Source organism: Kitasatospora sp. NPDC096128, from assembly GCF_040303105.1.
In the GTDB taxonomy this organism is placed as follows: domain Bacteria; phylum Actinomycetota; class Actinomycetes; order Streptomycetales; family Streptomycetaceae; genus Kitasatospora.
Genome location: NZ_JBEOSP010000044.1, coordinates 1 through 26549, shown reverse-complemented (window position 1 = coordinate 26549; position 26549 = coordinate 1). Strand labels below are relative to the sequence as shown.

15 protein-coding genes are annotated in these 26549 nt (G+C 77.1%); 10 read left to right on the top strand and 5 right to left on the bottom strand.

All coding sequences use genetic code 11. The features are described 5' to 3' along the window. The first annotated feature begins 51 nt into the window (after positions 1-51). A complete protein-coding gene (locus ABTY61_RS34060) occupies positions 52-3213 on the top strand; it encodes a bpX6 domain-containing protein (RefSeq protein WP_350509024.1) in 3162 nt (1053 codons plus the stop codon). A 217-nt stretch (positions 3214-3430) separates the two neighbouring features. Here ABTY61_RS34060 and ABTY61_RS34055 read toward each other — a convergent pair whose 3' ends face one another. Beyond that, on the bottom strand, positions 3431-4180 hold the full coding sequence (locus ABTY61_RS34055) for a TioE family transcriptional regulator (RefSeq protein ID WP_350509023.1): 750 nt from the start codon (positions 4178-4180) through the stop codon (positions 3431-3433). A gap of 93 nt (positions 4181-4273) precedes the next feature. Here ABTY61_RS34055 and ABTY61_RS34050 point away from each other — a divergent pair, with 93 nt between their 5' ends. After that, positions 4274-5422, top strand: a complete 1149-nt coding sequence (locus ABTY61_RS34050) for an erythromycin esterase family protein (RefSeq protein WP_350509022.1) — start codon at positions 4274-4276, stop codon at positions 5420-5422. A gap of 7 nt (positions 5423-5429) precedes the next feature. Here the strand turns inward: ABTY61_RS34050 and ABTY61_RS34045 are convergent, their stop codons facing one another. Continuing rightward, entirely contained in the window at positions 5430-6371 is a 942-nt protein-coding gene (locus tag ABTY61_RS34045; protein WP_350509021.1) for a LysR family transcriptional regulator, read from the bottom strand. A 71-nt stretch (positions 6372-6442) separates the two neighbouring features. On the opposite strand from ABTY61_RS34045, the gene ABTY61_RS34040 reads away from it, so the two are divergent. The 8 genes from ABTY61_RS34040 to ABTY61_RS34005 all read left to right on the top strand — a co-directional run bounded on the left by ABTY61_RS34040 (position 6443) and on the right by ABTY61_RS34005 (position 21923). After that, on the top strand, positions 6443-7105 hold the full coding sequence (locus ABTY61_RS34040; protein ID WP_350509020.1) for a maleylpyruvate isomerase family mycothiol-dependent enzyme: 663 nt from the start codon (positions 6443-6445) through the stop codon (positions 7103-7105). Positions 7106-7694: 589 nt separating this feature from the next. Then, positions 7695-8777 carry a PP2C family protein-serine/threonine phosphatase gene (locus tag ABTY61_RS34035; protein WP_350509019.1) on the top strand — a complete coding sequence of 361 codons (1083 nt, stop codon included), beginning with the start codon at positions 7695-7697 and terminating at the stop codon, positions 8775-8777. 381 nt (positions 8778-9158) lie between these two features. Next, positions 9159-10520: an MFS transporter gene (locus tag ABTY61_RS34030; RefSeq protein ID WP_350509018.1), complete on the top strand. Its 1362-nt coding sequence runs from the start codon at positions 9159-9161 to the stop codon at positions 10518-10520. Between the two features lie 54 nt (positions 10521-10574). Continuing rightward, positions 10575-11918 (top strand): non-ribosomal peptide synthetase, encoded by a 1344-nt coding sequence (locus ABTY61_RS34025; RefSeq protein ID WP_350509017.1) that lies wholly within the window; start codon positions 10575-10577, stop codon positions 11916-11918. Between the two features lie 194 nt (positions 11919-12112). Next, the gene (locus ABTY61_RS34020) at positions 12113-15199 is read left to right on the top strand and encodes a non-ribosomal peptide synthetase (RefSeq protein ID WP_350509016.1); all 3087 of its coding nucleotides are present in this window, start codon (positions 12113-12115) and stop codon (positions 15197-15199) included. Between the two features lie 136 nt (positions 15200-15335). Next, positions 15336-17144, top strand: coding sequence for a non-ribosomal peptide synthetase (locus ABTY61_RS34015; RefSeq protein WP_350509015.1), 1809 nt, complete (start codon positions 15336-15338; stop codon positions 17142-17144). 133 nt (positions 17145-17277) lie between these two features. Continuing rightward, positions 17278-19086: a non-ribosomal peptide synthetase gene (locus tag ABTY61_RS34010; RefSeq protein ID WP_350509014.1), complete on the top strand. Its 1809-nt coding sequence runs from the start codon at positions 17278-17280 to the stop codon at positions 19084-19086. Next, a complete protein-coding gene (locus ABTY61_RS34005; protein ID WP_350509013.1) occupies positions 19083-21923 on the top strand; it encodes a condensation domain-containing protein in 2841 nt (946 codons plus the stop codon). Before ABTY61_RS34010 ends, ABTY61_RS34005 begins: the two co-directional genes overlap by 4 nt. A gap of 78 nt (positions 21924-22001) precedes the next feature. Here the strand turns inward: ABTY61_RS34005 and ABTY61_RS34000 are convergent, their stop codons facing one another. The 3 genes from ABTY61_RS34000 to ABTY61_RS33990 form a co-directional block, all read right to left on the bottom strand. Beyond that, entirely contained in the window at positions 22002-23432 is a 1431-nt protein-coding gene (locus ABTY61_RS34000; protein WP_350509012.1) for a vWA domain-containing protein, read from the bottom strand. Beyond that, a complete protein-coding gene (locus tag ABTY61_RS33995; protein WP_350509056.1) occupies positions 23429-24664 on the bottom strand; it encodes an AAA family ATPase in 1236 nt (411 codons plus the stop codon). The genes ABTY61_RS34000 and ABTY61_RS33995 overlap by 4 nt, the downstream gene beginning before the upstream one ends. A 97-nt stretch (positions 24665-24761) precedes the next feature. Then, a complete protein-coding gene (locus tag ABTY61_RS33990) occupies positions 24762-26120 on the bottom strand; it encodes a hypothetical protein (RefSeq protein ID WP_350509011.1) in 1359 nt (452 codons plus the stop codon). Positions 26121-26549: the final 429 nt, after the last annotated feature.

Sequence of the window (26549 nt, the reverse complement as noted above, 5' to 3'; positions counted from 1 at the left end):
AGTTCCCCGGCCGGCAGCACTCCGGCCAGTAGCCCTCCGTTTGGTACCCCCGTGGTCGACGCGGCCGGGTTCCTCCTCGACGTGCCGCTGCTCGGCACCGCCGAGGCTTCCGAACGCGCGCTCGCGCACTGGCAGGACGGCGCCCAGCTGGCTGAACTGCCTGACGGGCGCTGGCTGTTGAGGCTGCCCGAGCCGGAGCGGACCCGCGCCGACCGGGCGCCCGGCGCGCCGCTGCACTCCGTCGGCGGGGCGCTGGTGGCGGGCCCGGGGCAGGCCGGCGCGGCCGGTGAACTCGTTCTCACCGCCGGTGGCCTGACGGAACGTCATGTCATCGCCGAGCTGCGGGCCGTGCAGCCCGCGGACTGGCTGGACCTCAGCGGGCTCACCCTCCACCGGCTGGGGCCGGTCGGCACCCCCGTCGATACCGAGCCGGTCGAGACCGACCTGCCGAGCCCGGCCGCCGTGGACCTGCGCGCCGCCGCCGGCATCCCCGGGCGCAGCCGCCGGGCCGGGCGGCTGCTGGGCGAGCAGCCCGGGCGGGGCGACGCCGGAGTACGCCCGTCCCGGGAACTCCTGGCCGTCGGCGCCCTGGTGCTCCTGGTGCTGTACCTGCCGCTGGTCTGCCTGGAGGGGTTCTCCCGGGTGACCGCGGTCCTCCCGGCGGCCGTCGGCCTGAGCGTCGGGCCGGCGTTCCTCCTGCCGCACGCCCGGGCCAGGGTGGATCGGCGGATGCGGCGGACGGCGGCCCGGGCCGGGCGGGTCCGGCCGCCCGTCGGGGCCGCCGCGGGCCCGGCGGCGGGGCGGTCGGTGGGGCGGCGGGAGTGGTGGACCTTCCTCCTCTGCTCCCTCGTCTGCCTGCTGGTCGGCGTCACCGGCCTGGCGGTCGACGGCCTCGACGGCCGCGGGTGGCTGCTGACGCTGCTCGGCACGTGCGGGGGCGCCCTGGCCGTGCTGCCGAGGATCCCGTTCCTCGCGGACCGCATCCGCGCGGCCCAGGAGGGCAGGGCACGGACCGCGGGCAAGGCCGGCCGCGGAGCCACTGGAAGTGCCGGCTCCGGCTCCGACTCCGGCACAGGCTCCGGCACTGGCGGCGGCACAGGCTCCGGCTCCGGCACTGGCGGCGGCACAGGCTCCCGCTCCGGCGGGGTCGCGGGCAGCGGCTCCGCCCGGCGGCGCCCGCCCCGGCGCCCGCACGCCCAGTGGCTGGCCCGGCTCGCGCTGCGCAGCCCCGCCGCGCCGTTCCTCCGGCAACGCCACACCCGCTACCTGCAGCAGCTCTCCCGCTCCTTCCGCCAGCGCCGGTGGGAGGACGCCCTGCGCGACGCCGTCCGGCTGTCCGGCGGCGCCGACGGCCGCCCGGGGCAGGGCCTGCTGACCCTGCGCCTGCCCGACCGCTTCGCCGGCGCCCTGCGGCCCAGCCCGCAGGACCGCGGCGGGCAGCCGACGGCGCTGCCGCTCAGCGGGCCGAGCGTCCACGACTACCTGACCGGCCTCTACCGGGAGGCCGCCGAGGCCCTGGAGCGCGACCGGCGGATCGACGAGGCCGCGTACGTGCTCGCCGACCTGCTGGCCGCGCCCGCCGAGGCCGTCGCCCTGCTGGACCGGCACGGCCGCACCGCCCAGGCCGCCGAACTCGCCGAAGGACGCGGCCTGGCCGCGGAACTGGTGGTGCGGCTGCACTGGCGGGCCGGGAACCGGGAGCGGGCGGTGCGGATCGCCCACCGGCGCGGCGCCTTCGCCACCGCCGTCGAGCGGCTCACCGCGACCGACCCGGCGGCCGCCCGCGAGCTGCGCGCCGCCTGGGTGGACCACCGGCGCCGGGCGGGGGACCGGCTTGGCGCGGTCGAGGCCGCCTGGCCGGACGAGACCCTGCGCGCGGGCGTGCTGCCGGACCTGCGCGAGGCCGCCGAACTCGGCGGCGCGGCCCGCGGGCGGGCGCTGGTCCACCTGCTCGCGCTCGGCGAGGACGCCGTGCAGCCCGTCCGGGCCGTGCTCGACGCGGCTGAGCCGACTGCCGCCGAGCCGACTGCCGCCGAGCCGACTGCCGCCGAGCGCGCGGCCGCCGTCGCGGCCCTCGCCGAGCTGCGGTGCGCCGACCCGGCCGTCGACCGCGAGCTCGCCACCCTCGCCGTACGCTCCCTGGTCCGCACCGGCGGACTGTCCGGCCACCCGGGCGTGCGCTCCGAAAGCGCCGTCCACACCCGGCTGTTGAAGCGCGCCGACCCGCTGGCAGCCGCCGACCTGCCGAAGCCCCGGCGCACCGGGCCCAGCCGGAGCGGGGCGCTCACCGTCACCGCCGCCGACCGCCCCGGCACGCTGCCCGTCCTGGACGCGGCCCGGCTGGACTCCGGCCTGCTGCTGGTGGCCGGCGGCCACGCGGGCGTGCGGCTGCTCGGCCCGGACGGCCGGACCCGGGTCCGCTGGGACGTGCCCGCCGAGCAGCTGGTCGTCGCCGACCACGGCGGCACCGCGCTGCTGGTCGCCCGCTACGGGACGGTCCGCGAGCTGTTCCGGCTCGACCTGGCCACCCGCCGGGTCGAGCGCTGGACGGCCCTGCGGGTGCGCGGGATCGCCTCCTCCTACGACGGCCGCCACCTGCTCACCGTCGACGAGGACGGCCTCACCGTGCTCGACACCCGCGCCGCCCGCCCGACCGTCGTCCACCGCGAACTCGGCGGCGACCAAAGGGCCTTGGGCCGGATCGCCCGCACCCCCGCCGGCTGCGCGGTGGTCGTCCACACCCGGGCCGGCGGCCACACCGCCGAGCTCACCGAACTCTGGCGGTGGGACCAGCCCGGCTGGGAGCTGCGCGCCCGCACGGCGGTCGACCTGGACGACGCCGACGACCGGGTGACGCTCGCCGACGGGCGGCTGCTGGTCGCCCGGCCGGGCGAAGTCCCCGGAACGAACCTGCTCAGCTGGACCGGCCGGGTGAGCGCGGAACGGACGGTCACCGGCCCGCCGGTGGTGCTCAGTGCCGACGGCGCCCACTGGGCGTTCACCGAGCGCTCCGAGGACGGCCTGCGGACCACCGTCGGAGGTGCCTCCGGGGCCGCCTTCACCGCCGTCCTGCCCGGGGCGACGACCGACCCCTCGGTCCGGCTGCGCGCGCACGCCGGTGCGGTGACCTGCTGGCACCGCACCGGGCGGGTGTTCGCGGTGCGTACGGACGGCACGGAGCTGCTGGCCAACCTGCGGGTCACGGCCGGCTGACGATGGTCGTCCACCTGAGGTCCGTCCGAGGGAGTGAGCCGGTGTCCTGGCCGGCGGTGACCGCGGTTGTCCCGGCGGAGCGGCGCGCGGAGGTGGAACTGCGGTTCCGCGGGCTCGGCAGGATGCGGCCGCCTCCCGGGCGCCGTCCTGCCCGGCCCGCCGGGGGCCGAGGAGAGGCAGGGGTGCCGGAGTTGAGCGGGGTGCCGACCGCCGTGCTTCAGCAGCCCGCCCCGTCCGGGTAGTCCGGGTCGTCCGGCGGGCCGGGCGCCGAGGTGAGGTAGGCGTCCAGCCGGGCCGCTGCGGTGAGCATGGCCCGGGCGCGGGTGGTGAGGCGCTGCTGCCAGCCGTCGAGGGTCTCGGCCAGGCCGTCCGTGCCGCCTGCCGTGCGGATCTGCCGGACCACGGTGGCGATGTGTGCCAGCGGGTGGCCGCCGCGCCGGAGCAGGTGGGCCAGTTCGGCGTCGCGGACGTCCTCGGGGCGGTAGTGGCGGTGTCCGCCGGAGCGGTCGCGGGCCGGGGTGAGGAGGCCGGCCGTCTCCCAGGTCCGCAGGGTGGCGGGGGTGAGGCCGAGCCGGTGGGCGAGTTCGCCGATGCTGAGCGGGCCGGGGAGGGGGCGACCGGTGTCGGCCCGGTCGGTCGGCTGCTCGGAGGTGAGGTGGTCGACCGCCCGGCGGACGGTGGCGAGCGTCTCCCGGTCGCGCAGCAGCTGGGCGTGGCCCCGGTCGAGCGCCGTCAGCGCCTCGTCCGGACGGCCGGTGTTGACGGCGGACATCACCAGGCCCGCCGTCGCGTGCCCGAACGCCGGGACGAGGGCGAGGAAGGCGCGCAGGGCGACGGCGTGCCGCTCGGTGTAGACCCGGTACCCGGTGGGGGTGCGGGTCGCGGGCGGGAGGAAGCCGTCGCGCTCGTAGTTGCGCACGGCCTGGGTCGAGATGCCGTGCTCGCGGGCGAGGTCGGCGGGGCGCACCGCAGTGTCCTCCCGTTTGAGACTTTCATCGGAAAAATCCGGGCTGTGACGTCGAAAGTCTCAACCGTTCTTCCAAGGATACGCTTGAGGCTCATGAGTCAGGACATCAGAGACTTCCGCGCCCCCTCCTGCGAACTGCTGGCGCTCGGCGAGCCCACCCACCAGGAACCGGCCTTCGGACTGGTCCGCAACCGACTGTTCGCCCGACTCGTGGCGCAGGGCTTCCGCTCGATCGCCCTGGAGACCGACCGGGTGGCCGCGCTCGCCGTGGACGACCACGTCCGCCGCGGCACCGGCACCCTGGACGCGGTGCTGGCCGAAGGCTTCACCCACGGCTTCGGCGCCCACCGGGCGAACCGCGAACTCGTCGCCTGGATGCGCGAGTTCAACCGCGACCGGGAACCCGGCGACCAACTGGCCTGCCACGGCTTCGACATCCCGACCGAGAACACCACCGCCGCAAGCCCGCGCCGCTACCTCGAACACGTCCGTGACTACCTCGGGCTCGACCTCGACCTCGCCGCGCTGACCGGCGAGGACGAGCGCTGGGAACGCGAGGCGGCGATCCTGGACGCCGCCGAGTCGCCCGGCGCCACTCCCGAGGCCGTACGGCTGCGCCGCACCGCCGACGACCTCCTCAACCAACTCCACGAACGGGCACCCGACTTGATCGCGGCGAGCTCGCACGCCGACTGGCTCCGGGCCGGGACGCACCTGCGGGCCGGGCTCGGACTGCTGCGCTACCACGCCCGGTCGGCGATCCCGGGCCTGGAGCCGAGCCCCCGGATCTCCGGCCTGATCAGGATGCGCGACTCGCTGATGGCGCAGAACCTCCTCGACATCCGCGCCGTCGAGGCCCGGCGCGGGCCGACCCTGGTGTTCGCCCACAACCGGCACCTCCAGCGCAACCCCAGCACCTGGTCCCAGGGGGAGCTGGACTGCGGCTGGAACGGCGCCGGCCACATCGTCGGCTCGCTGCTGGGCGGGCGCTACGCCTTCATCGCGGGCAGCCTGGGGCGCAGCGAGGCGATCGGCCTCGGCGAGCCGCCGGCCGGGACGTACGAGGCGGGGCTCCCGTCCGGCCCCCGGGGCTGGCAGTTGACCGCCCCGCCGCTCTCGGGCACGGCCCGCACCCGGACCGACACCACCCCGCGCCTGGGCTACTTCCCGCTCGACCCGGAGACCCTCGACGGCGCGGCCGCGGTGCTGCACATCGGCGACGGCACGGCGGCGGCCGGGTAGCGGCCGGTCACGGGCCCGGGTAGGCGGCCCGCAGGTGGGCCACCAGGGCGGCGGTCGGCGGCGCCGGCTGCCGCCCGGTCGGCCAGACCAGGGCGATCCGCACCCGGGGGACGGGGTCGGCCAGCGGCCGGACGACCAGTCCGGTGACCGGCTCCTGGTCCGGCAGCACGGCCACGCCCAGCCCGTGCGCGGCGAGTTCGGCCAGCTGGGGCGGCGCGGCGGCCTCGACGGCCACGGTCGGGGCCGCCCCCGCCCCGGTGAGGGCGCGCTCCAGGGCCGTCCGCAGGCCGGTGCCGCGCGGTGTGCTCACCAGGGCGTGCCCGGCGAGCGCGGCGACCGGCAGCGGGCCGTCGCCGGCGGCGAGCGGGTGGTCCGCGGGGCAGAGCGCGACCAACGGGACCTCCAGCACGGGGTGCAGGGCGAGCCCGGCGAGCGCCGTCCAGCCGTCGTCGTCCGTCCGCCCGCTCGCGGCGGCGGGCAGGCCGACCACGGCGAGGTCCAGCCGCCCCGCGCGCAGGGCGCCGAGCATCCCGGCGGTGGTGTCCTCGGCGAGCGCGAAGTCGATGCCGGGGTGCTCCTGGCGGAAGGCGGCGAGCGTGGTGGCGAGCCCCGGGAAGGTGCCCACGGCGGGCGGCGGGGTGAGCGCCGCGCCCGCGACCATGCCGAGCCGTACCCGCCCGCGCCGCAGGCCGTCGAACTCCTGGGCCGTCCGCCGGGCGGCCGCCGCGGCGGCGAGCGCGGCCCGCGCGTGCGGCAGCACCGCCTCACCGACCCTGGTCAGCCGTACCGTACGGCCCGAGCGGTCCAGCAGCCGGTGGCCCAACTCCCGCTCCAGCTGCCGGATCTGGGCGCTCACTCCGGGCTGGCTCAGGTGCAGCAGTTCGGCGGCGCGGGTGAAGCTGCCGTGCCGGGCGACGGTGACGAAGTACTGGAGCTGCCGGAGTTCCATAACGAATGATCATAGGTGGCAGAACAACCCGGTCTTGGACGTGCGGCCGACTCCCGCCGCAGGCTGGGGGCATGAACAGCGCGCAGCAGGACCACGGCGTCGAATGGATCCGCGAGCAGGTCGCGGCGGAGCGGCGGGAGCTCGCCGGGCTGCTGGCCGGCCTCACCGCCGAGCAGTGGAACGCGCCCTCGCTGTGCGGGGGTTGGCGGGTCCGCGAGGTGGCCGCCCACATGGGAACCGGCTTCCGGCACTCCACCCTCCGGACCCTGCGGGAACTCACCCGGGCCGGCGGCAACGTCCACCGGATGGCCGACCGGGTCGCCCGCCGCGACGCCGCCGCCCTCACCACGGAGCAGCTCGCCGCAGCCCTGGCCGAGCACGCCGAGCACCCCTGGCGGCCCCCGGTCGGCGGCCGGATCGCCGCCCTGGCCCACGACGCCGTCCACGGCCTCGACATCACCGTCGCCCTCGGCCTGCCCCCGCGCCTGCCGCTGCCCCGGTCCACCGCTCTGCTGGGCCGGGTCTCGCCGCGCAGCCTGCGCTTCTTCGGCGCCCGGCTGGACGGCGTACGGCTGCGCGCGACGGACACCGGCTGGTCGTACGGGCCGGGGCCGCTGCTGGTGGAGGGCCGGGCTGAGCACCTGCTGCTGGTGGCGTACGGGCGGCGGTTGCCGGCCGGACTGCTGACCGGCGGGGGCGCGGGGCGCTTCACCGCCCGCCGGGACGACCGCTGACGGTTCACGGCGCCGGGCCCGGCGCCGGGACGGGACCGGGCCGGCCGGTGACCCAGGCCGGCCCGGTCCCGTCCCGTGTCCAGGACGCCGTCAGGGGTGCGCGTCCGGCAGCGGCACGGGGCCGGACGTGACGGCGTCGGACACCGGGGCGATATTGTCTGGACACCGTCACTTTCTCACAGGGGGACCGTCGCTCACGAACCGAACCGTGCCGGATGGCCGGTATTGCGCCATCGCCGGCCGACCGCCGGATCCCGGAACCCTGACCGTGTGACGGGTGCCGGCTCGGTGGCGAAGGGTGCGGGCAGGGCTTCGGGCCTGGGCGGTCGTTCGCGGCCGGATGCCGGATGCCGGATGCCGGATGCCGGATGCCGGATGCCGGATGCCGGATGCCGGATGCCGGATGCCGGGTGCCGGATCCGGGTCGCAGGGGGGGCGGGCCGGACGCGTGGGCGTGGCCGAAAACCGGCCGTCGGTCGCCGGTCCGGTCACCTCGCGCGCCCCGGCGTCCTCCGTGCCTACGATCGGAGGAGCCCCCCGCTCGGCGTACGGGCGCGCGGGTGCAGGTGAGACGGAAGCCGGGTAGCCGATGGCCTCGAGGTCCGTGCAGTGGCCGCCGTATGTGCGGCTGGCGCCGTGGTTGCTGGTCGTCGGCGGCCTGGTGTGGAACTCGCTGGACCCGGCCGACTACTGGGGTGACCCGATGCTGGCGGCCGCCGCCGTGCTGTCCGGGGCGCTGCTGTCGCTGCGGGACACCGTCGCGGTGGCGCTGGCGAACGTCACCGGGATCCTGGTGCTCTCCGTGCGGGACGGGTCGATCGGGACCCAGGACGGCTACCTGGAGCTGGTGAACACCGCCTTCGCCGCGCTGCTCGGGATCGCGGTGAACCGGGTGGTGGCCCGGCACGGGCGCCGGCTGGCGCGGGTGCGGTCGGTGGCGGAGGCCGCCCAGCGGGCGGTGCTGCCGCAGCCGCCGGGGCGGGTGGCGGGGCTGGAGGTCGCGGCCTGCTACCGGGCGGCCCAGGACGAGGCGCTGATCGGCGGGGACGCGTACGCGCTGCAGGCCACCCCGTACGGGGTGCGGGTGCTGATCGCGGACGTGCGCGGCAAGGGGCTGCACGCGGTGGGCGCGGTGTCGGTGCTGCTGGGGGCGTTCCGGGAGGACGCCCACCGGGAGCCGGACCTCGCCGCGCTCGCGGACGCCCTGGAGCGCACGCTGGCCCGGGAGAGCGCGGGGCTGGGCGAGGAGCTGCGGCTGGAGGGGTTCATCACCGCGCTGCTGGTGGAGTTCCCGCCCGGGGAGGCCGTCGCCCGGACCCTGGACTGCGGCCACCCCGGGCCGTACCTGCTGGGCGGCGCGGAGCCCGGGGTGAGCCGGTGGGACGCGGCCGACCCGGGGCTGCCGCTCGGGATGGGCGCGCTGGGGGTGGCGCGCCCGGAGGTGGAGACCAGGCCCTTCCCGTCGGGGTGCACGCTGCTGCTGGTGACCGACGGGGTCACCGAGGCGCGGGACGCGGCGGGGGAGTTCTACGACCCGGTGCGCGGGCTGGCCCCGCTCGGTCCGTTCGCCGGGGCGGGGCAGGCGGTGGCTGCGCTGGTGGCGGACGTGGCCCGGTGGACGGGTGGGCCGCGGGACGACGACATGGCGGTGCTGGCGGTGACCCGGCTGTAGGGGATCGGGCCCGCCCGTGGCCGGCCGGCCACGGCTCCGGATGGTTACGCCGATATCACGGTGGGGTTACGGAAGGTGCCTCCGCCATGGATTCCGGCCAAGTTGAGCGGCTCGGGCCGATGGCCGGAAAGCCGGTGTCCGGATATCGGACGGCGAAATGGACCCCTGGTCGCGGGCCGCCCCGGACGCCCCGGTGGGCCGCGGAGGCCTTGCCCGACGGGCCGCGACAGGCGCGCGCCCGATCGGCGCCGGGGCATCAGGGCTCGTAAGGGAGGCGCAGGGGCCGGTCACCGTGGTGGCGGGATCCGGTCGAGCCGTGGATCGTCCGGAAAGGGACCTGGTGCTTGCCCGGTGTCGAATGTGTGACCGAGAGTCGCACCGATGAACGAGAAGCCTCACCCCCGCCAGGCCCGTCTGTTCGGCCACCGCGACTTCCGGCTCCTGCTGACCGGAGCGGCGGCGGCCCAGACGGGCAGTCAGGTCACCCTGGTCGCCCTGCCGTTGGTGGCGGTGCTGGTGCTGGACGCCACCCCGTTCGAGGTCGGCCTGCTCACCGCCGCCGAGACCGCGGCCTTCCTGCTGGTCGGGCTGCCGGCCGGCGCCTGGCTGGACCGGATGCGCAAGCTCCCGGTCCTGATCCGCGCCGACCTGGTGCGCTGCGTCGCGGTCGGCTCGATCCCGCCGGCGGCGGCGTTCGGAGTGCTGACCATGCCGCAGCTCTACCTGGTCGCGCTGGTCACCGGGGTCGCCACGGTCTTCTTCGACGTGGCCCACCAGTCCTTCCTGCCCGCCGTCCTGCCGCGCGAGCAACTGGTCGCCGGGAACGGCGCGTTGGAGACCGTACGGTCCTCGGCACAGATCGCCGGGCCGGGCCTGGGAGGCGGGCTGGTCCAGTTGCTCGGCGCCCCGCTCGCCATCGTGGCCGACGCCTGCGGCTACCTCGCCTCGGCCCTGCTGCTCAGCCGGATCCGGGTCGCGGAGGAGCGGCCGGAGCCGGAGCCCGGGCGCTCGCTGCGCGCCGAGGTGGCCGAGGGCGTGCGCTTCGTGCTCGGGCACCCGCTGCTGCGGGCGATCGCCACCGCCACCGCGGTGTCCAACCTGTTCGCCGCCGTGCTGATGGCCGTGCAGACCGTCTTCTGGGTCCGGGTGCTCGACCTCTCGCCCGGGGCCATCGGCGGCCTGCTGTCGGCCTCCGCCGTCGGCGGGCTGGCGGGCGCGCTGTGCGCGGGGCAGCTGTCCCGCCGGGTCGGACAGGCCCGGCTGATCTGGCTGGCCACCGTGGTGAGCGCGCCGTTCGCGCTGCTCTGGCCGCTGTCCGGCGGCGGCGCGGGCGCCGTGCTGTTCGGCCTCGGCTCGGGCGTGGTGCTGTTCGGCGCGGTCGCCTACAACGTTGCCCAGGTGAGCTTCCGGCAGAGCGTCTGCCCGCCCGAGCTGCTCGGGCGGATGAACGCCACCATGCGCTTCCTGGTCTGGGGCACCCTGCCGATCGGCGCCCTCGGCGGCGGGGCCGTCGCCGACTGGGCCGGCCCGCGCGCCGCGCTGTGGCTGTGCGCGGCGGGCTTCCTGCTGGTGCCGGTGCCGCTGCTGCTGTCGCCGCTGCGGCGGATGCGCGAGCTGCCGACGGCACCGGCCGAACCTGCGGACGCGGACGGCGAAGAGGCCCACGGCGGCGAGGAGGCCCACGGCGCGGACGCCCACAGCGAGGACACCCGGCAACCCGCCGGGAGCCCCACCGCTCCCTGACCCCCCGACCCCACCGACCGACCCCAGCCGACACCGGAAACCGGAGACCGTTCCGTGCACGCCAGCATCACCGCCGCCTACCTCGCCCGGTACCGCTCCGCCGCCGCCGACTCCCCGGTGGAACTGCTCCCGCTGACCGGCGCCCAACGGCGGTTCCTGATCACCCGCCGGCTCGCGCCGCTGACCCGCTCCGACGTCGCCCCGGTGTTCTTCGCCTACCCGGCCGGCGCCCTCGACCTGGAGCGCCTGGGCCGCGCCGCCACCACCGTCGCGGCCTGCCACCCGGCCCTGTGCGGCGCCTTCGGCACCGTGCGCGGCACCCCCGTGCTGCGCACCGGCGGCCCCTCGGTCGAGGTCGCCCGGCTCGACGTCGCCCCCGGCGCGGACACCCGCCAGGCGCTGCGCGAAGCGCTGCTGGACTGGCCCCTCGACGGGCCCGCGCTGCGCCTGCTGGTGGCCCGGCAGTCGGACGGCGGCTCGGACGGCGGCTCGGACGGCGGGGAGGACCTGCTCGCTCTGGCGCTGGACCACGCGGCCTGCGACGAGCAGTCGCTCGGGGTGCTCGTCGGCGAACTCACCGAGGCCTACCGGCGGGACGACCGGAGTCCGGCGACGGGCCCCGACCCGCGGGCCGTCGCCGACTTCCGGGAGGCCGTCGAACTCCAGCTGGCTGCCGAGGAGGCCGCCGCCGGCCCGGCCGCCCAGGCCCACTGGGGGCGCCGGCTCGGCGGCCTGACCGGGGCGGGCGGCGGCGCCGCGCGGACCACCGGCATGCTCGTCGAGCGGCTGCCCGCCGTCGGGGGCAGTGCCCGCGGCGCGATCTTCCCCGCCCTGCTGGACGCCGTCGGCGCCGCCGCCCGCCGGCTGCACCGTGCAGGCGGCCGGTCCGCAGGCGGCCGGTCCGCAGGCGGCCGGCCCGCGGACAGCTCGCGCACGGACGGCCCGCTCGCGCTCGGCTACCCCTGGGGCGGTCGCCCGCCCGGCGCGCCCGCCGCCCTCGGCTGCTTCCTCAACACCCTGGTGCACGCCGTCCCGACGCAGCCCGCCGCCGACCTGGAGGCGCTCTGCGACGACTGGTGGGACGACCTCGACCACGCCGGGACCCCCTTCGACGAGGTGGTCCGAGCCGCCCGCGCGGCCGGATCGCCCTGGTCCGGCGGGCTGGACGCGATGCTCACCTTCGAGGACCTGCAACGCCGCCCGCCGCTGGTGCTCGGCGGCGTCCCCGGCCGGGAGGTCGACCTCGACGGGCGTCCGCTCGCCGCGCCGATGGCCGTCTCCGCCTCCCACGGCGAGGAACTGACGGTGCGCCTGGCCTGGGACGACGAGCGCTTCCCGGCCGCCGAGGCCGAGGCCGCGTTCGCCGACCTGCTCGCCGTGCTGCGCCGTCACCTCTAGCCGTCCGGCGTCGTCACCTCTGGACGCCCCGGCCCCTCAGGCCCCATCCTCCCCAAGGACCACATCCGCCCGAGGACCCCGGGCCGCGCCCCCACCCCGGTGCGGCCCGGCTCCCACCGGCCGCACCGGGACGACCCCACGCCCGCGCCCGGCCACCGCAGTGCCGACACGCCCACCACACAAGGGAATCCTCCATGTTCGCACTCTCTCCCTCGCAGGAGATCGTCTGGCTGCACGAGCAGATGCAGCCCGGCAGCCGCGCCTACAACTTCACCGGCGTCCTCGACCTGTGGGGAACCCTCGACCGGGACGCCCTGCACGCCGGGCTCACCGCCGTCCTGGCACAGCACCCCGGCCTGCGGCTGGAGTTGGTGGCCCGCCCGGAGGGCCTCCCGGGCCAGCGGGTCGCCGAGGACTGCCGACCGGAGCTGCGGCACAGCGACTTCGCCGCCGAGGCGGACCCGGAGGCCGTGTTCCGCACCCTGCTCGCCGCCGAGGCCGAGGAGCCGCTGGACACCGAGCGGGCGCCGCTGCTGCGCTGGCACCTGGTCCGGCTCGCCGACGACCACCACCGGCTGATCCACGTCGAGCACCACCTCGTCCACGACGGCCACTCCTTCGCGATCTTCCTGCGCGACCTGTTCACCGTCTACCGCGCCCACGTCCTCGGCGAGTCCTACGAGTTGGCCGCCGCGCCGTCGTACGAGCGGCACGCCCGCACCGAGGCCGACCCGCAGGCCCGCGAGCGCGCCCTCGCCTTCTGGACCCGCGAGCTGGCCGACGCCCCGCGCGAGGTCACCCTGCCCGGGCTGGCCCGGCCCGGCGTCCAGCGCCGGCACCGCGGCGGGCAGCTGCGCCAGTCGATCGGCGCCGACCTCGCCGAGCGGCTGCGCGAGCGCAGCAAGACCGACGGCCACACCCCGTTCAGCACCCTGCTCGCCCTGTTCGCCGAACTGCTGCGCCGGCACAGCGGCCACCGCGAGGTGACCGTCGGCACCGCCGTCGGCAACCGCCCCGAGGGCTACGAGGGCACCGTCGGCATGTTCGTCAACACCGTGCCGCTGCGCCTGCGGCTCGACCCGGCCGCCTCCGGCACCGAGGCCGTGGACGAGGTCACCGACGTCCTGCTCCGCGCCCTGCCCTACCAGGACCTGCCGGTGCAGGAGCTCACCCGCCGGCTCGGCCTGCACACCGGCGGCGCAGACAACCCGCTGTTCAACGTGATGTTCAGCGCCCACGACGCCGCGCTGCCCGACGTCCAGGCGCCCGGCCTCGACGTCTCCCTGTACGAGGGCTTCAACACCGGCACCACCCGCTTCGACCTCGACCTGGTGCTGCTGCCCGACGACCGCCGGGTGGTCGGCGAGAAGCACGGCGCCGCCGGGATGACCCTGATCTGGGACTACGACGCCGACCTGTTCGGCGAGGCCCGGGCCGTGCTGCTCGCCGAGCGCCTGCTGGAGCTGCTGCGCCGCTACCTCGACGACCCGGAGACGGTGCTCGCCGACCTGGCCCCCGCGCCCGCTGCCGAGCCGGCCGCCCCGGTCGTCCCGCTCGGGCTCGACCCGGCCGCCGGCCACGACCCGACGGCGCTCGCCCTGCTGGCCGGCACCGAGCGGATCACCTACGGCGAACTGGACCGCCGGGTCGGCGAACTGGCGGACCGGATGCGCGCCGCCGGGGTCAGCGCCGGCCAGCCGGTGGCCGCCGTGCTGCCGCGCGGCCTGGACAGCGTGGTCGCCCTGCTGGCCTGTCTGCGCCTGGGCGCCGTCCACGCGCCGCTGTCCACCGAGGACCCGGCCGCCCGGCTCGGCCTGCTGCTGGAGCGGCTCGCCCCCGCACTCGTCCTCGCCACCCGGCAGAGCGCCCTCGCGCTGCCCGCCGAGGGCGTCACCCCGGCGCTGCTGGACGGCCCCGCCTTCCCGAAGGCCGAGCCCGCCGCCGTCCTGGAGGGCGGCGCCTACATCATCCACACCTCCGGCTCCACCGGCGTGCCCAAGCCCGTCCTGGTCGGCCGCGAGGCCCTGGCCGGGTACGTCGCGGCGATCGCCGCCCGCTACGGACTCACCGCCGCCGACCGGGTGCTGCTGTTCGCCCGGCCGTCCTTCGACGTGTCGCTGGAGGAGGTGCTGCCCGCCCTCGCGGTCGGCGCCGCCCTGGTCGTCCCGCAGCGCGAGGTGCCCACCGGGCCCGAGCTGGTCGCCGTGCTCGCCGCCCGCGGCGTCACCGTCGCCAACCTGCCCACCAGCTACCTGCTCGCGGTGCGCGAGGACCTGCGCGAGGCGCTGCGCGACGGCCGTTGGAAGCCGCGCCTGCTCGTCCTCGGCGGCGAGCGGCTGCCCGCCCGCGCTCTGGCCGGCCTGGCCGAGGCCACCACGGTGCTGAACGCCTACGGCGTCACCGAGGCCACCGTCACCTCCACCGTCCACCGGGTCACCGCCGAGGACGTCGCCGAGGACGGCGAGATCCCGCTCGGCACCGAACTCGACGGCGTGCGCCTGCACGTCCTGGACGAGACGCTGCGCCCGCTCCCGTACGGCTGCGTCGGCGAACTCGCCGTCAGCGGCGGGCTGCTGGCCGAGGGATACGTCGGCCTGCCGGAGCCCACCGCGGCCCGGTTCACCACCCTCCCCGGGCTCGACGGCGCCCGGGTCTACCGCACCGGCGACCGCGGCTACCGCGACACCGAGGGACGACTGCGGTTCCTCGGCCGCGCCGACAACCAGGTCAAGCTGCGCGGCCACCGGATCGAACTGGAGGAGATCGAGGCCGCCGCCTCCGCCGAACTCGGCGGCCGCTCCTGCGCGGTGCTGCTGCACCACGACCCGCGGACCGGCCCCCGTCTGGTCGGCTTCCTGGAGGGCGCCGAGCGCCCCGACCAGGCCGCCCTGCACGACGCGCTGGCCCGCCGGCTGCCCGGCGGACTCGTCCCCGCCACCTGGACGGCCGTCGCCGCGATGCCCACCCTGCCCGGCGGCAAGCCCGACCGCGCCGCCCTCGCCCGGCTGGTCGAGGAGGCCCCGGAGGAGCGGGAGAGCGCGCCCAGCGACTTCGCCGACCCCGGCCAGGAGCTGATCGCCGCCGCCTGGCGCGAAGTGCTCGGCCACGACCGCTTCACCGCGGACTCGCACTTCTTCGAGGTCGGCGGCCACTCGCTGCTCGCCGCCCAGCTCGCCGCCTTCCTGGAGCCGCACCTGGGCAGCCGCCCGCCGCTGCGCACCCTGTTCCGCCACGCCGTGCTGGCCGACCAGGCACGCGTCCTCACCGGGGACGCTTCATGACCGTCCTGGTCGACGAGGCAGCCCGCTACGTCCGGATGACCACGATCATCGAAGGGGCCGCCGAGGTCCAGAAGGTGATCACCGCCCGCTCCATGGGCCTGAACTGACGGTTTCTCGTACGTATCTGGAGACGATGATGGAATCCCTGAGCATCGGCTACGGCCGCCCGCACCAGGACGGCGCGGTCCTCGACCTCTTCACCACCTGGGCGCACCGCACCCCGCAGGCGCCCGCCCTGATCGACGGTGACCGCACCCTCGACTACGCCGAACTCGACCGCCTCGCAGACACCGTGGCGGAGTCGCTGCGCGGCAAGGTCGGCGCGGGCGACCTGGTCGGCGTCTGCCTCGGCCACTCGGCGGCGCTGGTCGCCGTCACCCTCGCGATAGCCAAGCTCGGCGCCGTCCACCTGCCGCTCGGCCCGCGCCCCGGCGAGAAGCGGCTGCGGGCCGTCGCCGCCCAGCTGCGCCCGGCGTGTCTGATCGGCGAGGACGCCGTGCTGCCGCCCGGCGGCGAGCGCCTCGAACTCGACCTGCCCGCAGCCGCCCTGCCCGCCGAGGACCTGACCACCGCCGGGGTGCTGGCCGCCCTGACACCCGGTGAGCAGGTGAGCGTGCCGATCGGCACCCACTACGCCGTGCTCACCTCCGGCTCCACCGGCACCCCCAAGGCCGTCGCCGTCACCGAACCGGCGCTCGGCGCGGTGCTGCACTGGTACCGCGAGCTGACCGGCCTCGGCCCCGGCGCGCGGCACAGCCTGCTGGTCGGCGTCGCCTTCGACCCGCACGTGATGGAGCTGTGGGCCACCCTCACCTCCGGCGCCGCACTCGTCGTCGCCCCGGAGAGCGTCCGCTGGGACTCCGGCGCGCTCACCGACTGGTGGCGCGAGTCCGGCATCACGGCCTGCCTGCTGCCCACCCCGCTGGCCGAGCCGATCCTCGACCGGCCCTGGCCCGCCGGGCTGGCCCTGCGCCACCTGGTGGTCGGCGGCGACCGGCTGCGCCTCGCCCCCGGACCGGACGTCACCGCGAGCGTCCACAACGCCTACGGCCCCGCCGAGGCGACCGTCGCCACCACCGTGCACACCATGGCCCCCGGCGGCGGCCACGGCGCCGGCGCGCCGCCGATCGGCCTGCCGATCCCCGGCGCCGTCCTGCTGGTCACCGACGAGCAGGGCCGCCCGGTGCCCAGGGGGACGGCCGGCGAGCTGCGGATCGGCGGCCGAGGCCTGGCCGCCGGGTACCTCGACCCCGAGCTGACCGCCCGCCGCTTCGTCGAGGTGCCGCCCGGCGTGGACGGCATCGACCGGGTCTACCGCACCGGCGACCGGGTGGTGATGCGGGCCGACGGCGTGCTGGAGTTCCACGGCCGACTGGACGACCAGGTCAAGGTCAGCGGTGTGCGGATCGAACCCGCCGAGGTCGAGGCCGCCTTCGAGCGCGACGCCCGGGTGCGCCGGGCCGTGGTCGCCGCCGAGACGGCGTCCGCCGGCGGCGTCCGGCTGCTCGCCTTCGTCCAGGCCGACGCCGACGCCGAGCCCGTGAGCCTGCTGGACGCCGTCCGGCCCTGGCTGCCCGAGCAGGCCGTGCCCTCGACCGTCCGGCTGGTCGACACCTTCCCGCTGGACCCCAACGGCAAGGTGGACCGCGCGGCGCTGCTCGCCGCCGAGCCGACCGTCCCGGCGGCCGGCGGTGAGGACGGCGACACCCCGGTCGAGCGCACCGTGCTGAAGCTCTGCCGCGAGCTGCTCGGCCGCGCCGACGTCGGCCCGGGCGACAACTTCCTGGCCTCGGGCGGCAACTCGCTCGCCGCCGCCAGACTGCTGGAGTCCCTGGAAGGGGAGTACGGCGTGCGGCTGCGCGCCCCCCTGCTGCTGCGCCAGCCCGACCTGCGGGCGGTCGCCCGGCTGGTCGAGGAGCGGATGCCCACCGCGGCCCTGGCCTGAGGGCCTGTCCGGCCCTGCGGGCCGCGTCCGGGCGCACACGGGACCGGTCCCGCGTGCCGCCCCCGTTCGCACCTCCTGACCTGAACAGCGGCGCCCCGGCCCCAGCGCCGGGGCGCCCGGAAGGGACCCAGCCATGACACCCGCCCTCCCCACCCTCCCCGCGCTGGTCGCCCGGCAGGCCGAGCAGCAGCCGAGCGCGCTCGCCCTGACCGACGGCGTCGGCTACCTCACCTACCGCGAACTCCACGACGCCGCCGGCCGCCTGGCCGCCGTCCTGGCCGCGCACGGGATCGGCCCCGGCAGTGCCGTCGGCCTGCTGTGCGCCCGCTCGGCCAGGTTCGCCGTGGCGCAGCTCGCCGTCTGGCGGGCCGGCGCCCTCGTCGTCCCGCTCGACCCGGCCTACCCGGCCCCGCGCATCGCCGAGATGACCGCCGACGCCGACGTCCGGCTCGTCCTCGGCGACAAGGCGCTGCTCGCCGAGGCCGGACTGCCGGCCGAGCGCACCCTGGTGCTCACCGAGCGCGGCACCGAGGAGACCGGGGGAGCGGTGCCCGACGCCGCCGAGCCGGACGCGCCCGCCCTGCTCTACTACACCTCCGGCTCCACCGGCCGCCCCAAGGGCGTGCTCGTCCCGCACCGCGCCGTCACCGACCTGGTCACCGCCCCCGACGGGCTGCCCATCGGCCCGCGCGACCGGGTGCTCTTCCACTCCACCCCCTCCTTCGACGCCGCCACCTTCGAACTGTGGGCCCCGCTCGCCCGCGGCGCCGCCGTCGCCGTCTCCCCGGCCGAGCGGCCCAGCGCCGAGGAGCTCGTCCGCGACATCGAGCGGTCCGGCGTCACCACCGCCTTCCTCACCACCGCGCTCTTCCACCACCTGGCCGCCACGGAGTCCCGGATCTTCGGCGTGCTGCGCACCCTGGCCGTCGGCGGCGAGGCCCTCGCCCCCGAGCACGCCGGGGCCGTGCTGCGGGCCTTCCCCTGGCTGGAGCTGTACAACGCCTACGGGCCCACCGAGGCCACCACCTTCACCACCGCGCACCGGGTCGCCCCCGCCGACTGCGAGGGCGGCCCCGTCCCGATCGGACGGCCCTTCGGCGGCGCCCGCGCCCTCGTCCTGGACGAGCGGCTGGCCCCGGTCGAGCCCGGCACGGTCGGCGAGCTGTGGATCGGCGGGAGCCGGCTCGCCCTGGGCTACCTCGACCGCCCCGAACTGACCGCCGAGCGTTTCCGCGAGCTCCCCGACGGCGGCCGGGCCTACCGCAGCGGCGACCTGGTGCGCCAACGCCCCGACGGCGTACTGGAGTTCCACGGCCGCACCGACGACCAGGTCAAGGTCCGGGGCTTCCGGATCGAGCCCGGCGAGGTCGAGCAGGCCCTGCTGCGGTTCCCCGAGGTCGCCGAGGCGGCCGTGGTGGTCCGCCGGGCGGGACGGGCCGACGCCGCGCTCACCGCCTGCGTCGTCCCCGCCGAGGGCTGCGCGGCGGCCGTCGAGACCCTGCGCACCCGGCTCGCCGAGCGGCTGCCCGCCCACCTGGTGCCCACCGCCTGGGTCGTCCTGGCCGAACTGCCGCTCACCGGCAGCGGCAAGGTCGACCGGCGCGCGCTCGCCGCCGCCCCGGACCGTGCGGCGGGCGGCGTGGCGGGCGGCGTGGCGGACGGCGCGAGCGTGGCGGCCGGACTCACCCCGATCCAGCAGGTCGTCGCCGAGGCCTGGAGCCGCGCCCTGGAGCGCCCGATCAACGACCCGGCCGCCGACTTCCTCGCCGAGGGCGGCCACTCGCTGCTCGCCATGTGGGTCGTCGACGACCTGGCCGGAGAGTTCGGCATCGACCTGTCCCTCGCCGACTTCCTCGGCCACCCCACCGTGGCCGGCCAGGCCGAACTACTGGAACGCGCCCTGCGGGACGCCGACGACACCCCGGGAGCACCCCAGCGATGAGCACCGACCAGAACGACCTGCTGCGGCGCGCCCGCAACCGCCGCACCGCCCTCGCCCCCCAGCGCCCGGCCGCCGCCGATGTCGACGCCGGCCCGGCCCCGCTCTCCCACGCCCAGCAGCGGATGTGGCTGATGGAGCACCTCGGCCAGGGCGGGGCCCTCTACAACGTCCCGATCGCCACCCGGCTGCGCGGACCGCTCGACCGGGACGCCCTCGCCACCGCGCTCACCGGCCTCGCCGAGCGGCACGCCGTGCTGCGCACCCGCTACCCGCGCCAGGGCGAACAGCCGTACCAGCACATCGAACCGGCCGGCCCGGTGCCGCTGCCGGTCGTGGACGCCGCCGGCTCCGACGCGACGGAGCAACTGGCGGCCGAGGCCGGCCGCCCCTTCGACCTCACCGACGGACCGGTGCTGCGCGCCCTGCTGCTGCGGCACGCGCCCGAGGACCACACCCTGCTGCTGACGATCCACCACATCGCGGTCGACGGCGGCTCGCTGCCCGTCCTCGCCGCCGACCTCGCCGAGCTGTACAGGGCCGCCCGCGACGGCGCCGAGCCCCGGCTCCCGGCCCCGGGCATGCCGTACGCCGAGTACGCCCGCCAGGAGCGCGCCCGCGACGCCGAACTCACCGCCGCCGCCGACACCCTCGCCGCCCACCTGGCCGGCGCCCGCCCGCTGCCGCTGCTGCGGCCGGTGGCCCCCGGCGCCCGCGACCGCCGGGCCGGCCTGCACGCCGTGCCGCTCGACCCCGCCACGGTCGAGGGCCTGCGACAGCTCGGTGCCCGGCACGGCGCCACCCTGTTCGCCGTCGTCCTCACCGCGGCCTTCGCCACCCTGCGCACCGCCGCCGGCCAGGACGACCTCACCCTCGGCTGCGCCAGCGGCCACCGGGCCCGGCCCGAACTGCGCCGCACCGTCGGCCTGGGCGTCAACACCCTCGCGGTGCGGGCCGACATGGTCGGCGACGGCTCCTTCGCCGAGGCGCTCGCCCTGGTGCGCGGTGCCCTGCTGGACGCCCAGCAGCACCACCAGGTGCCCTTCGACCTGGTGGTCGAGCGGCTCGGCGCGGCCGCGCGCGGCGCCGACGGCACCCCGCTGCTGTCGGTCAGCTGCGACCTCGTCCAGCCCGCGACGGCCCTGACGCTGCCCGGCCTGGACGCCGAGCACGTCGACGTCGACCTGGGACTCGCCAAGTTCGACCTCACCCTGGTGCTGGAGGAGGGCCCGCGGCCGCGCTGCCTGGTCCAGCACGACCACGCGGCACTGGACGGCGCCACGGCGGCCCGGCTGGCCGAGGTCTTCGCCGCCGTGCTCCGCGCGGTCGTCGAGGACGCGGAGCTCCCGCTCGCCGAACTCCCCGGTGAGCTGCTGCTCCCCACCACCCGGCACCCGGTGCTGGCGGCCCTGGCGGCCCACCCCGGAGTGGCCGACGCCGCCGTGGTGGAGACCGCGGACGGTCCGCCGCTGGCCTACGCGGTGGTGCGCGGACCGGTCACCCCCAGCGGCACCGACCTGCGCGCCCGGCTCCGGGCCGCCGTCCCGGCCGCCGAACTGCCGCTGGCCGTCACCCTGTTGGACCGCATCCCACGCGGCGCGGACGGCGCCGTCGACCGCGGCCGACTGCCCGGCGCCGCCGTCCCCGCGGCCACCGCCACTCCGGCCGCGGCCGGCCCGCTCGACCTCGTGCGCACCGCCTTCGGCGAACTGCTCGGCAGCGTCCCGCCCGCCGACGGCGACTTCTTCGCCCTCGGCGGCCACTCGCTGGTCGCCGTCCAGCTCGCCGAACGCCTGCGCACCCGGGCCGGGGTGCCGCTCACCGGACTCGACATCCTGGAGCACCGCACCCCGCGCGCCCTCGCCGCCCTGCTCGCCCTCCGCGAGGAGGAGCGCCGGGCCGCCCTCACCCGCACCGACGCCTTCCACAGCACCGAGCCCCGCACCGGCACCGTGCTGCTCACCGGCGCCACCGGCGGCGTCGGGGCCGCCGTGCTGCAGGAACTGATGGCCCAGGGGCGGCCGGTACGCGTCCTGGTCCGGCCGGAGTCGGCCCACCTGCCGGCCCTGCACGGCGCCGAGATCGCCGAGGGCGACCTCGCCGACCTCGACAGCCTCCAGCGCGCGGTCAAGGGCGTGGACGCCGTCATCCACGCCGCCTGCACCTTCACCGAGCACCAGGTCGACACGGCCGCCATGCGCGCCCTGCTGGACGGCTGGTCCGGCGGCCCGTTCGTCTTCGTCAGCAGCATCGACGCCTACGGGCGCCCGCCCGGCACCGAGGTCGCCGAAGGAGGCCCCAGCGGCGCGCCCGTCACCGCGTACGGGCAGGCCAAGCTCGACTGCGAGCGGATGCTGTTCGAGCACGCCGAGGCCACCGGCCACGGCCCGGCCACCGTGGTGCGCGCCCCGATCGTCTGGGGGCCGCACCAGCGCCTGCGCGACCAGCTCCGCTGGGGCTCCACCGGCGACCTCTACCAGGCCGCCCTGGCCGGCCGCCCGATCGCCCTGCCCGCCGCGGCCCCGGGCGAGCCGGAGGAGTGGCACGGCGCCGCCTGGGTGCACTCCGCCGCCCTGGCCCGCGCCCTCGCCGCCTGCGCCCGGCCCGACGGCCCCGCCGCCGGCCGGATCGTCAACGCGATCACCGGGCACGTCTCCTGGGCGGAGTTCGGCACCGAGCTGATCCGGCTGCTCGGCTCCGCCAGCGCCCTGGACCCGCGCCCCGACGCCGACCCCGACCTGCGGCGCCCGTGGCACTACCGGGCGGAGACCCTGGCCGCCGCGCTCCAGCCGGAGCCGGGGGAGGACTGGCGCAGCGTGCTGGCGGCCATGGTGGGCTGACGGCTCCCGCCACGTGGCGGTCGGCCCCCGCTGATCCCGGGGGCCGACCGCCTCGCGCCGCTCCTGCCGTCGTGTTCCTCAGCCGATCCGCACCACCCGGGCCCAGTGGGGCGGTGCGTCCGGCCGGTACCCGCCGTCGTTCTCGCTGTACCGGGCCGGGCGCCGGAACAGGCCCACCACCGTACGGCAGGACGGCGCGACGGACGGCCAGGGCGTCTGCCCGTCCGTCAGCACCACCACGACGTCCGGCCGAGGGCTGGTCCGCAGCGCCGCCGCAAAGCCCGTCCGCAGGTCCGTGCCGCCGCCGCCGACCAGCGGGATGCCCGCCGACCGGCAGAGCCCGCCGACGCTCTGCAGGGCCGCGTCGCAGGACAGCACGGTGACCAGGTCGTGCCGGCCGCCGACCGCCCGGCCGATCGCCGCGACCTCCAGCAGCGCGCTGCCCAGCTCGTCGTCGGAGACCGACCCGGAGGTGTCGATGACCACCGAGACCCGGGGCGGGCGCCGCCGCAGGCTCGGCAGCACCACCCCCGGCAGCGAGACCGCGCGGCGGGCCGGACGGCCGTAGCTGTAGTCCCCGCCCGCACCCGGCCCGGAGACCGCCGAGCGCAGCGCCGCGCCCAGCAACTGCCGCCAGGGCTGCGGCGGGTGGAACACCTCCTCGGCCCAGCGCCGCCAGCCCGCCGGGGCGTCTCCCGGGCGGCCCCGGATGCCCTCGGCGACCCGGAAGCGGACGGCGTCCTGCTCCTGGGCGGTCAGCCCGTGGGCGCCGTCCGGGCCCAGCTCCCAGGGCCGGTCCACGCCGTCGGCGCCGCTGCCGCAGTCCAGCCAGGCCAGGTTCAGCCGGCGCAGGTCGAAGCTGAAACCGCGGACGTAGTCCTCCATCAGCTCCCCTTCCGGCAGGTCGAGGAGCTTCGGCGTCAGTGCGCCCGCGGGCTTGACCAGGCCGTCGCCGAAGGCGTCGTCGTTGATCTCGCAGTCGGCGGCGATGTTCATCCGCAGCCGGTCCGCCGGGCCGGTCAGGCCGAGGTCGCGGGCCAGGCGGTCGCTGCGCCCGTGGTGGTTGCGCAGCAGGTGGGAGACCTCGTGGACCCAGATCGAGGCGAGGTCCTCCACCGCGGTGCGCTCGACGAAGGCGGGGGAGGCGTAGCAGCGCCAGTAGCGGTCGACGCCCATGGTCGGCACCTGCCGGTCCTCCATCAGGTGCAGGGCGAACAGCGCGGTCGCCAGGTACGGGCGGGCCCGGACGGCCTGCAGCCGGGCGGCGTACAGCTTGTCGAGGTCCAGCGGGCGCGGGTCCGCGGACGCGGAGGCCGGTGCGGACGCCGGGGTGGGCACCGGGGTGGACACCGGTCGGGTCAGCGGGCGGGCGGTCAGCGGTCTGCCGCGCCGGCGGACGTCCAGTGGTGTGGCGGTGGGCCGGGCGTTCCAGCCGGTGTCCGGCGGTGCGCTGCCGCCCGGTGCGCTGCCCTTCGCCGTGTTGCCCTTCGCCGTGCTGCCCGCGCTCATCGGCCGGCCGTCACGTCGGTCCGGGCGGCGACCCGGACGGCGGCGCGGTCGGCCCGCCGGGACAGCGCCACCGTCGAGGCGAGGTGCTCGATCGCCGCCGGGACCTCCCAGTCCTCCCGGCGCAGCGAGGCCAGCGTGGTGGCCGGGACGACCAGCACGTCCGGCGCCCCGGTCGCCATCGCCCGCACCAGCAGCGCCCAGGCCGCGTCCCAGCGGGCCCGCTCCGGCCGGTTGCGGACCGCGGCGACCACTCCGTCCAGCACCACCTGGCGCAGGTCCCCGCGCTCGGGCAGCACGGCGCTCGCCGGGTCGGCGAGCAGCCCCTCCGGGTCCGGCAGGTCCATCCGGTCCATCGCGGCCATCAGCTCCAGGCCGGGCCCGTCCCCGACCGTGCCCCGGACCAGCAGCGACAGCACTTCCCGGGAGGAGCCGGCCGCGGTGGCGAAGGCGATCAGCCGCAGCGTCATGTCCCAGCTGCGCGGGGACGGCCAGGCGCCGCCGCGCTTGGTCTCGCTGGTGGGCAGCCTGTGCACCAACTCCGGCCGCACGGTGAGCAGTTCGCAGACGGCCCGACGGGCGAAAGCGACCGCCGCCGTCAGCTCCGCCGGATCGAGCCGCGGCAGCGTGGCGACCGGCCACACCCCGCCGAGGCCGCGCACCACCACCTCGTGGTCGTGCACCCACTGCAGATGGACGAACCGGTTCGCCAGCGGCGGGCTCAGCTCCCACCCGTCCGCCGCCGAGGATCGCGGGTTCGCCGCCGCCACGATCCTGACACCCGACGGCAGTTGGAGCGAGCCGATGCGGCGCTCCAGGACCAGCCGGAGCAGCGCGGCCTGGACGGCGGGCGGGGCGGTGGACAACTCGTCCAGGAACAGCAGTCCGCGCCCGGCCCGGACCAGGCGCACCGCCCAGTCCGGCGGGGCCAGCGGGATGCCCTGCTGCGCCGGGTCGTCGCCGACGATCGGCAGGCCGGAGAAGTCCGAGGGCTCGTGGACGCTGGCGATGACGGTGGTCAGCGGCAGTTCCAGGGCGGCGGCGAGCTGGTTGAGCGCGGCGGTCTTGCCGATCCCGGGCTCGCCCCAGAGCAGCACGGGCAGGTCGGCGGCCACGGCCAGGGTGAGCGCCTCGAGTTGGTCGTCCGGGCGCGGTTCGGTGCGGGTGTCGGCCAGCAGGTCGAGCAGGTGGCGGGCGACGTCGAGTCGGGCCGGGGCGGGCGCGGTCACGGGCATGGGCATGGGCATGGGTGATCACCTTCTGGAGTTCGGAGGAAGCCAGGGGGGTTCCGCGCGTGTCTCGGCGCGGGCTTCGTACGGGTTCGCTCGGGGCTCAGCGGGCGGCGGAGTGCGGGGGCCGGGGGAAGGCGTGCCGGCGCCCCCGGTTCCGGGGCATGCCGAACCGGTAGAGGTCGTAGCGGGTCACGGGCATCGCGGCCCTGGCCTGCTGGTCGGTGGTCAGGCCGGAGCGGTAGAGGCCGTAGGCGATCCGGCGCTCGGCCGCCGCCGCGAGTTCGTCCCGCAGCGGGCCCTCGCGCAGTGCGGCCTGCGGGCCGAGCAGGTCCTCGACGACGGCCAGCGCCCCGGCGGTGTCACCGTGACTCAACCGCCGGCGCACACCGGCCAGTTCGACCGGATCGCGGTGCGCCTGGTCGATCGCGCGCAGGCAGGGCAGCGGGGTGCCGGACAGTGCGGCCAGCAGCTCCTCGCGGCGCAGCTGGGCCGGGTCGTGGTCGAGCGCGGTCAGCACCCCGTCGACCACGGCGATCCGGTGCCGGGCGCCGCGGCACTCCACCAGCCGTTGCCCGGCGGGTGGTCGGGCCTCGTGGCCGGTCCGGTGGCCGGGCGCCAGTGCGGCCGCGACCAGCGGGTGCAGCCGCTCCGGCTCGATCTCGCCGCCGCGCAGCAGGTCCAGGTCGGGCGGCACCCAGGTCGCCGCGTCGGGCAGCAGCGGCAGCGCCCGGACGTCCCCGCCGGCCGTTTCGACGCGGCCGTCGGGTCCGAGCAGCAGCCGCTCGCCGCGCCCGAGCCGTACCGCGACGGGCCCGGGCGGGAGCCCCTCGGCGCGCAGCAGCAACTCGGCCTCGGCGGACCAGCGTTCGACGGCGCGGCGCAGCCCGTGCGGCCCGACTCCGGTGTCCGGTGGGTCGGTTGGGGGCAGGGTGCCGGCCCGTTCCGCCAACTCCCCACTGCGGTCCGCGTCCCACAGGTGCCGGTGCAGGTCGAGCCGGTACCGGCGGCTGGGGTACGGATGGGGGTGCGGGGCCGGGCCGGGGTCCGAGCCGTCCCAGAGCGCCAGGCCGAAGCGCTGCCCGTACTCCGCCCAGGTGGGCGGCGTGCGGACGACGAGGTGCACCGGCCGTCGGCCCGGGTAACGGGCGAGCGGCACGGTCAGCCCGGCGCGCAGCAGTCCGTCGGGGGCGGTCCGTGGCAGGTGCCAGCGCAGCAGGTCCGGCGCCAGGCTGCGCAGGTCCTCGCGCACCCGCTCGGCCACGGCGTGCCCGTGGGCGTGCGCGACGTCCCGCAGGCGGAAGTCGACCTCGACGTTGGCGGCGGCGCAGGCCCCGGCCCAGTCACCGGCGAGTCGGCGCGCGGTGGCGGTTTCGATCATGGTGGGCGGCACGGCGTACTCGCGTACGCGCCGCCAGAAGGAGAAGCGGGAGTCGTCCTCGATCGCGGTGCGGGTGAGCATCAGCACTCACCTTGCGCGAACGGGACCTCCGATCCGAGAGCAGTGAAGGTCTTCATCGCCGGGGAGCATAGCGCCCTCCGTCGCCGTGGCGCCACAGCTTTCCGCCGCGCGGCGGTCGCCGGGCCGCCGGCGCCGCTCAAGGACCGCTGGAGGGCAGGTCGAAGCCGGTGGTTCGTGGTGGCCCCGATGTGTTCTGGTGGAGGGCGGAGGAGGTACCGCCCCGGGCTTCGGGGCCCCGCCGGTGCCGTAGACGCTCACGCATGTGCCTGAGTGCGGAGGCTATGGTTCGCCGGCCCGGCGTGGATTTGACTGGTGGACACGAGGACGGACGGTACGGAGGCCCGCAGTGCCCCCGTTCGGTCCGCCGGTTTCTCCTACTCCGAGTGAGGGTGGTCGTGATGGCTGGTGCGGTGGCTGGTGCCGGTGTGG

Coding starts and splice junctions, on each gene's coding strand:
- ABTY61_RS34050 (WP_350509022.1), top strand. CDS start 4,274: ATGAGTCAGGACATCAGAGACTTCCGCGCCCCCTCCTGCGAACTGCTG.
- ABTY61_RS34045 (WP_350509021.1), bottom strand. CDS start 6,371: ATGGAACTCCGGCAGCTCCAGTACTTCGTCACCGTCGCCCGGCACGGC.
- ABTY61_RS34040 (WP_350509020.1), top strand. CDS start 6,443: ATGAACAGCGCGCAGCAGGACCACGGCGTCGAATGGATCCGCGAGCAG.
- ABTY61_RS34035 (WP_350509019.1), top strand. CDS start 7,695: ATGGCCTCGAGGTCCGTGCAGTGGCCGCCGTATGTGCGGCTGGCGCCG.
- ABTY61_RS34030 (WP_350509018.1), top strand. CDS start 9,159: ATGAACGAGAAGCCTCACCCCCGCCAGGCCCGTCTGTTCGGCCACCGC.
- ABTY61_RS34020 (WP_350509016.1), top strand. CDS start 12,113: ATGTTCGCACTCTCTCCCTCGCAGGAGATCGTCTGGCTGCACGAGCAG.
- ABTY61_RS34015 (WP_350509015.1), top strand. CDS start 15,336: ATGGAATCCCTGAGCATCGGCTACGGCCGCCCGCACCAGGACGGCGCG.
- ABTY61_RS34010 (WP_350509014.1), top strand. CDS start 17,278: ATGACACCCGCCCTCCCCACCCTCCCCGCGCTGGTCGCCCGGCAGGCC.
- ABTY61_RS34005 (WP_350509013.1), top strand. CDS start 19,083: ATGAGCACCGACCAGAACGACCTGCTGCGGCGCGCCCGCAACCGCCGC.
- ABTY61_RS34000 (WP_350509012.1), bottom strand. CDS start 23,432: ATGAGCGCGGGCAGCACGGCGAAGGGCAACACGGCGAAGGGCAGCGCA.
- ABTY61_RS33995 (WP_350509056.1), bottom strand. CDS start 24,664: ATGCCCGTGACCGCGCCCGCCCCGGCCCGACTCGACGTCGCCCGCCAC.
- ABTY61_RS33990 (WP_350509011.1), bottom strand. CDS start 26,120: ATGCTCACCCGCACCGCGATCGAGGACGACTCCCGCTTCTCCTTCTGG.